Origin of the sequence: Aquitalea sp. ASV15 (assembly GCF_016429115.1) — a bacterium.
GTDB classification, from domain to species: domain Bacteria; phylum Pseudomonadota; class Gammaproteobacteria; order Burkholderiales; family Chromobacteriaceae; genus Aquitalea; species Aquitalea magnusonii.
Genome location: NZ_JAELTZ010000049.1, coordinates 21799 through 29220 on the forward strand (window position 1 = coordinate 21799; position 7422 = coordinate 29220).

Consider the following 7422-nt stretch of genomic DNA (forward strand, 5'->3'; position numbering starts at 1 on the left):
CTGTCCTGCTGCCTGCTCCATTCACCGCTGTCCGGGGTACTGGAATCTTGTGCAACAGGAAGTCATCCATCGTGTCCGGCACGGCAGCGCTGCTGCCGGCCAGTACTGTGGTCTACCCGGATGCGTCGTGCCTTGCTCCGGGCCATCTCATACATGCGTGCCAGGCTGGCCTGGCAGACCGGTGTGGGCCGCAGCGTGCTTGCTGCACGCTGTCTGCGGCCCATCCGGCCTGTCGTCTATTCCCCATGGCCGTCACCCGTGCGACAGGTGCTGCCGCGAGCGGGTGCAACGCGGCAAGCAGATACCTGGCAACAGCCAGCCGGGCATCTTTTGCGCAGCAGACGATTTCGAAGAATATTTAATGTAAATCAAGGCTCACCTTAGGGAGTTAGTGGTATTCAAAATAACCGCATTCCGACATCAAGCTGTCTTGAAACGACATCAGGTCGAAAAATGACAATTCTTTATCCCCGCTAGCAAAATCAAGCCCTTGGCCGCCCACAGATAGGCATCAAGTAGCGCTGATAGCTGTCGTAAAAAAACAGCAACATTGCTGTTTCCGCCAGCCGCCCGCCGGTGAATGGCACTGACGCAATGCAGCAAATCGCCCGCCCAGAACAGGCTGCGCAGCTAAAAGGTGATTAGCAAGAAAAATGCCTGCTATCGCAATGACAGACAGGCATCAAGGGAGCCACACGGCGGACCTGCCGGGGGAGCAGGCCCAGGGGAAAATCAACGATCCACCACCAGATCACTCAGTGGTTTACTACAGCACGGCAGGAAATAGCCCTGATCCACCTCGCGCTGGCGGATGCCGCCTTCGTGCTGCATGTCCACCTTGCCTTCCAGCAATCTGGTCTTGCAGGTGCCGCACACGCCACGGGTGCAGGAAGCCGGCAGGCGCATGCCCTTGGCCAGTGCCGCCGCCAATACCGTTTGCCCAGGGGCGACTGACAAGTCATCCCCCATCTTGGCAAAGTGCACATTAAAGCCACCGCCCTCGCAGCTGGCGGAGATTTCGTCTACGACCGCGTCCGGCGGCGCGGCATTCAGCTCGGCAAAATTGAAGCTCTCTTCGTGGTAGTGCTGCATGTCAAAACCGCAGTCCTGCAGCAGCTGCCGTACCGAGGCCATATAGGGCGCCGGGCCGCAGCAGAACACCTGGCGCGCCATCAGGTCGGGCACCATGTGCAGCAGGCGTGCAGCGTCCAGCCGGCCGGTAAAGCCCGGCCATTCCGGCTCACCCTGGCGGTTTTCACAGACAATGGCCTGGCTGAAGGTGGGATGGCTGCTGGCCAGCTGCGCCAGTTCCTTGCGGAAAATGATGTCGCGCGGTGAGCGCGCACTGTGGACAAACACGATGTCCGCGCCGCTGGCCAGGTCGGTCAGCGCCCGGCTCATCGACATCAGCGGGGTGATGCCGCTACCGGCCGACAGGAACAGATACGGCGTGCTGGCATGGCGTACATAGGTGAATTCGCCGGATGGCCCCAGCACATCCAGCTGCATGCCGGGACGCAGGGTGTCATGCAACCAGCCGGACACCACGCCACCGGGTATGCGCTTGACGGTGATGCTGACCCGGTCTGGCCGCGTGGGGCTGGAGGACAGGGTGTAGCAGCGGTTGACGCTCTCTCCGTTGATGTCCAGTTCCAGCGTGATGAACTGGCCGGGCTGGTAATGAAAGCGGCGTGGCGGTTCGGCCCGGAACACAAAGGTTTTGACGTCGTGGGTTTCCTCGCGCACCTGCACGCATTGCAGCGTGCTGTCTTCGCCCGGCTGCCACCACGGCAGGTCGGCGGCTTGCGGGTGGGTATCCGGATGTGTGTTGACGCTGCTCATGGCGATTCCTTTGCTGACTGGCTGATCGCCCGTTGGCGGGCTGTTGCTCTAAGAGTGGCAGGCCGCGCCAGGCAGCCCGCCGTTTGCTACAAGTCTGATGCAAATAACGGGATCAACCCTGTTCCAGCCCAGCCCCCAGGCGGCCGATATACCAGTTGGTGAATTTTTCCACCAGCTCTTCGGTATACGGCGAATACGGGCCGGGGCGGTAGGCGCTGCTGTTGACGCCCACTTGCGACTCTTCCACCAGATGGCGGTCCTGGCCGTTGGTGGCATTCCACACGCGGGTGAGGTTGGCCACCTCGTAATCCACGCCTTCCACTGCGTCCTTGTGCACCAGCCACTTGGTGCGCACCAGGGTGGTGTCCGGAGTCAGCGGCAGTACGGTGAAGGTGACGATGTGGTCGGCCATGAAGTGGTGCCAGGAGTTGGGCTGCGTCCAGAAGGACAGGCCACCGGAGTCGGCATCCTTGATGTCGCCCAGCAGCTTCTTGCAGGCTGCGCCGGTGTCCATGGTTTGCGACTGGCCCTTGCGGTCCAGCGGCATGCGCATGGTGCGGAAGCCGGATACATCGGACAGCTTTTCGATTTCCGCCGACGGCAGGCCACAGGCCTCCCAGCGCGCATGGCTGTCCTTGACGATTTTTTCATAGTTGGCCAGGCCCGCCGCCAGTTCGGCCTTGGGCGCAAAGCCGTAGCTGTAGGCATACAGCGAGATGGTCAGCTCGGGATGGTTGCCGGTGCAGTGGTAGCACTCGCGGTTGTTTTCCATCGTCAGCTTCCAGTTGCCCGCCTCGATGATGTCGATCTGGGCGGCCACCTTGGTGTTTTCAATCTGGTGCGGGGCGATATAGGGGCCCATCTGCTCCAGCATCTGGTCGATGTCGGCCGGCGGCTCGTCGGCCAGACAGACAAACAGCAGGCCCTCCAGATTCTTCAGATGCACCGGCTTCAGGCTGTGATGCGACAGGTCGAAGCCTTCGGGCATGTGGTCGGCAAAAATCAGCTTGCCGGCCAGGTTGTAGGTCCACTGGTGATAAGGACAGACCAGATTGCCCACCGAACCTTTTTCATCGGCGCACAGGCGCGAGCCACGGTGGCGGCAGACATTGTGGAAAGCCTTGATCTGCATATCGTCGTCACGCAGGATCAGGATGGGTTCCTTGCCGATTTCCACGGTGACATAGTCGCCCGGTTCGGGGATTTCCGCCGCCACCGCCACATAGATCCAGTGACGCTGGAAGATGTATTTGAGGTCGGCCTCGAACACTTCCTGCGAATTATAAAACGGCGCTTCCAGGCTGTGGCCCGGCTGGCGGCGGGCGACCAGCTCGCGCAGTTTGTGCACCGGCTGGAAGGTAATGGCGCTTTCTTGCATTTCACTCATCTCCAAACAAGTCTTGGTTGGCATCCTGCTAGCCGGTGGGTGGGGTGCTGGTCGGATGCGGCGGGGTTGTTGTCAGAAATCGACGAGTTGATGTTGCCTGAGGTAATCCAGCACAACTTGCGCTTTCTCGACAGAATCACCCTGTTTTACGACCACGCCGGCAGCCTTGGCATCGCCCCCGGCAATGGCACCTTGCATGCGGGCATGACCACTGACCTTGCTGGCGGCCACCAGCGCGCGCGCACGGCGGGAAGGCTCCAGCACCACCGGGGCCAAAGCCGCGCCAGTAGCGGCTTTGCGGCGGATTTTCCCCTGTTGCAGCCGGGCGTAACTCCAGCCCGGCGCAGTGGCCGCGCGCGGGTTGATGCTGGCCACCAGCGGCAGGCTGGCCTGCAAGGTGCGCCGCACGCCCTTGGGCAGCGCCTGCACGGCCTGCCATTGCCGGTCGGATTTGGACAAGTCCAGCACATCCGGCAGCAAGGCTGCGCCCAGTTGCTCGGCCAGCTGGTAAGGCAGCAGGCCGGAGCCATCACCACCTCCGGAACGCGCGCCACACAACACCATGTCGACACCCTGCAAGGCCGAGCCCAGCGCAGACAGCACATCGCTGTCCGGGCTCAGGTTCAGGCTGTGGATCGTGTCGGCACCGCGCGCCAGATAATCGGCCAGCGCGGCATCGTCGGCGGCTCCGGCATACCAGACTTGCAGCTGGCCGGGCAGGCGCTGTGCCAGCGCCAGGGCGGCCAGATCGGCCTCGCCGGCACAGGGACGGCCGCTGACCGGATGCACGGCGGGGGCAATCAATACGGCTATTTTCATACTTGCTTCTCCTTGCGCTCACGCCGCACCAGTTGTTCAAACGCACTGATGAAGGACTGGCAGTCGTCGATGATGCTGAGGTCGGCCCGCTTGATCATGGGGGCGGCGGCATCCAGGTTCACCGCAATCACATGGCGGCAGGACTTGATGCCCTGCAGATGCTGTACCGCCCCGGATATGCCCAGCGCGATATAGGCACTGGCCTGCACCGTCTTGCCGGTGGCACCCACCTGCTTGTCGCGGGTGAAACGGCCATCGTCCACCGCCACGCGCGAGGCCCCCACCGCCGCGCCCAGCGCTTCGGCCAGCGCCAGAAAGCCCGGCACATTGCTGACGCCATTCCCGGCGGACACGATCAGGTCGGCCTCTTCCAGCGCCAGCTCGGAGGCCGGACTGGCGGCACTGCCCAGGTCCTGCACCTGTTCGCTGACGGCTGGCAAGGCAGCGGTTTGCAGCCGTTCGCCCTTGCCGACAAAGGGCAGTTTGGCTTCGGCCACGCCACGCGCCAGCAATAGCAGCTGGGCACGTTCGCGCAGGCTGAAACCGGCACCGGGCTGACGACGGCGCACGCCATCGGCGGCGATTTCCACCACATCGGTCACCACCGACAGCCGGGCGCGACAGGCCAGGCGGCGGCCCAGGTCGGCATCTTCGCCACGGTCGGCAAACAGCACGGTATGCGGGCTTTCCTGCTGCAACAGTTGTTGCAGCAGGGCCAGTTTCTGTTCCGGCGCGTAGCCGGGGTCGGCCACGCTCAGGGCGCGGTCCACCGCCAGCTCGGCCAGTGCTTCCGGCGCGGCGTCTTCCATGCCGTACAGCAAGGCCAGCACTTCACCGTCCTTGCCCGCCATAATGGCGGCGGCGGCAATGGCTTCGCGCGCGGCATCATCCAGCTGGCCGCGCTCGGCATGGGCTACCACCAGCAGACGCTGGCTGAACGGCCCGTTACTGCGCAGCGGCTTGTGGGCCGGGCCGTGGGCCAGCATGGCGGCGTCGCGGCTGCCGCTGTCATCGCCCAGCACAATGCGCTTGAGGCCGCTGGGCCCCAGCACCCACGGGCGACGCGGGTCGATGCGCGGAATGGCCTGGGTAGAAAAATCCATCACTTTCTCCTTGTAAGCAGCAGCGGACGGGGCAAAGTCGGTGCTTCTGCCCCGGCTCGCCTCAGGCCAGGCGTTCGGCCACCAGTTCGGCCAGTTCGATCACGTCTGCCCGCTCACCCACCACGCCTTCCAGCATGGCCGTGCAATTGGGGCAGGCCACCGCCACCCGGCCGGTGCCGGTTTCGCGGATGTCATCCATGCGCATGTCGGGAATACGGCGCTGGCCGGGAATATCGGTAAAGGCTGCACCACCACCCCAGCCGCAGCAGCGGGCATCGCGGCCGGAGCGCTGCATGTCCACCACTTTGATGCCAATGCCCTTGAGCACATTGCGCGGGGCATTGAAGCCATCGTTGTAACGGCCCAGATAGCAGGGGTCGTGGAAGGTGAGCGCAGGCAGCGGTGTGGCATCGGCCTTCAGCGGAATGGCACGACGAGCCAGCAGGTGTTCCAGCAGCTTGCTGTGGTGCCATACCTCGAACTGGCCACCGAAGGCCGGATATTCATTGGCCAGGCAATGGAATACGTGCGGGTCCGGCGTGACGATGCGGTCAAAGCGGTATTGCGCCAGCGTGGCGATATTGGCCTTTGCCAGCCGCTGGAAACCGGCTTCGTCGCCCAGACGGCGCGCCACGTCGCCGCAGTCGCGCTCGGCTGCGCCCAGTACGGCCACCTTCACGCCAGCAGCTTTCAGCACTTTCACCAGCGCACGCAGCGCACGCTGGTAACGCATGTCGAACGCGCCTTCACCAGCCAGCAGCAGCCATTCGGCGTGCTCACCCGGCTGCAATACCGGCAGGTCCAGATCAATCGCCCAGTTGTAACGCACTGCCAGCGGGTAGCCGCCCACGGTGTCGGTATTGCGCAGATTGGCCAGCGCCTCGCTGCCCTTGCCCGGCACTTCGCCACGGCTGAGCGTGACATGACGACGCAGGTTGACCACGGTGTCCACGTGCTCGATCAGCATCGGGCAGTTTTCCACGCAGGCCCGGCAGGTGGTGCAGGACCACAGCGTTTCTGCCGCCAGCACGCTGCCGACGATGTCCTCGCCCGGCTTCACCACCACGGCCGCCTCGCGGCCCGGATGCGGGTTGCCGGCGTAGGCCGGGTCGGTGCCACGGCTTTGTGCTGCCACCATGTCCTGGATCAGCTTTTTCGGGTTGAGCGGCTGACCGGCGGCATAGGCCGGACAGGCGGCTTCACACTTGCCGCACTGCACGCAGGCGTCAAAGGACAGCAGACGGTTCCAGGCGAAGTCCTCCACCTTGGCCACACCCAGCTCGCCCGCGGCCAGATTCAGCAGCTTGAGGTCGGAAGATTTACCGGCAAAGCGTTCGGCACGCGGGTGAAAGGCCAGATGCAGCAAACCGGCCACCGCATGTTTCATCGGCCAACCGAGGCCAATGCCCAGCGCCAGTTCGGCACCGCCCAAGGCCAGCATCAGCAGCGCCACAACGGCAATCAGCTGCCCGGCCATGCCCAGCTGCGGGCCGGCAAACAGCAGGCCGGCGGCCAGCAGGCTGCCCAGCGCAAACAGGCGCAGGCGGGCGGGCAATACCTGCCAGCGGCCTTGCGACAGGCGTGGCGGGGCTTGCAGGCGACGCGCCTGCATCATGCGCGCCCCCAGCAGCATCAGCACCGCCATCAGCACCAGCAGCACGTCCAGCCAGCCCTGGTACAGCATCAGGCCGTAGTTGAGCGCCGACAGCAGCAGGATGGCCACGCCACCACCGGCTGCCGCCACGTGGGCACGGGCCACGGCGGGCTCGCGCGCCACCACGTGGTGGATATCGACAAAATAGCGCTTGGGCATGGCCAGAAGGCCAAGCCAGGACACGCTGGCACTGCGCCCCTGCTGCCACAGGCTGGCGCGTCTGGCCAGGCCACCCAGTAGCAGGAGCGCACCCAGCCAGAACAGTCCGGTCAGGGCATGGGCAAGGGAGAAGCTCATGTCAGAAATCCTTCACCAGACGCAGGGCGTCGTAGATGGCACCGTGGATGTTGTGCATGGAAATGCAGTCACCCACGCGGAACAGCAGGAATTCGCCGGAAGCCAAGGGCTGCGACAAGGAAGGCTGCGGCTGCGAAGCAAACAGGGTGTGGACATCGGTCTGGCCCTGGTTCTTCGACAGCTCCTTCATGTCCCAGTACAGGCTGTCATTGGGCAGGATGCCGTTTTCGATCACCACCTGATCCACCGCCCGTTCTTCCAGCGCCTCGGTGTATTCGTTGCGCAGCACGGCGATTTTCTTGTCGCCCTCGGCATACACC

General features: G+C 64.0%; 5 protein-coding genes and 1 pseudogene. All 6 read right to left on the minus strand.

The genetic code is table 11. The features are described 5' to 3' along the window. Positions 1-732 precede the first annotated feature (732 nt). On the minus strand, positions 733-1842 hold the full coding sequence (locus JHD64_RS17375) for a hybrid-cluster NAD(P)-dependent oxidoreductase (protein WP_199054516.1): 1110 nt from the start codon (positions 1840-1842) through the stop codon (positions 733-735). A gap of 112 nt (positions 1843-1954) precedes the next feature. After that, positions 1955-3220 carry an SRPBCC family protein gene (locus JHD64_RS17380; RefSeq protein ID WP_199054518.1) on the minus strand — a complete coding sequence of 422 codons (1266 nt, stop codon included), beginning with the start codon at positions 3218-3220 and terminating at the stop codon, positions 1955-1957. Between the two features lie 81 nt (positions 3221-3301). Then, positions 3302-4048, minus strand: coding sequence for an electron transfer flavoprotein subunit beta (locus tag JHD64_RS17385; protein ID WP_199054520.1), 747 nt, complete (start codon positions 4046-4048; stop codon positions 3302-3304). Then, positions 4045-5151: an FAD-binding protein gene (locus tag JHD64_RS17390; RefSeq protein WP_199054522.1), complete on the minus strand. Its 1107-nt coding sequence runs from the start codon at positions 5149-5151 to the stop codon at positions 4045-4047. The genes JHD64_RS17385 and JHD64_RS17390 overlap by 4 nt, the downstream gene beginning before the upstream one ends. A 61-nt stretch (positions 5152-5212) precedes the next feature. After that, positions 5213-7102 (minus strand): DUF3483 domain-containing protein, encoded by a 1890-nt coding sequence (locus JHD64_RS17395; protein ID WP_199054524.1) that lies wholly within the window; start codon positions 7100-7102, stop codon positions 5213-5215. A gap of 1 nt (position 7103) precedes the next feature. Beyond that, positions 7104-7422, minus strand: a pseudogene (locus JHD64_RS17400) (N-methylproline demethylase); the annotation flags it as partial.

Coding starts and splice junctions, on each gene's coding strand:
- JHD64_RS17375 (WP_199054516.1), bottom strand. CDS start 1,842: ATGAGCAGCGTCAACACACATCCGGATACCCACCCGCAAGCCGCCGAC.
- JHD64_RS17380 (WP_199054518.1), bottom strand. CDS start 3,220: ATGCAAGAAAGCGCCATTACCTTCCAGCCGGTGCACAAACTGCGCGAG.
- JHD64_RS17385 (WP_199054520.1), bottom strand. CDS start 4,048: ATGAAAATAGCCGTATTGATTGCCCCCGCCGTGCATCCGGTCAGCGGC.
- JHD64_RS17390 (WP_199054522.1), bottom strand. CDS start 5,151: ATGGATTTTTCTACCCAGGCCATTCCGCGCATCGACCCGCGTCGCCCG.
- JHD64_RS17395 (WP_199054524.1), bottom strand. CDS start 7,102: ATGAGCTTCTCCCTTGCCCATGCCCTGACCGGACTGTTCTGGCTGGGT.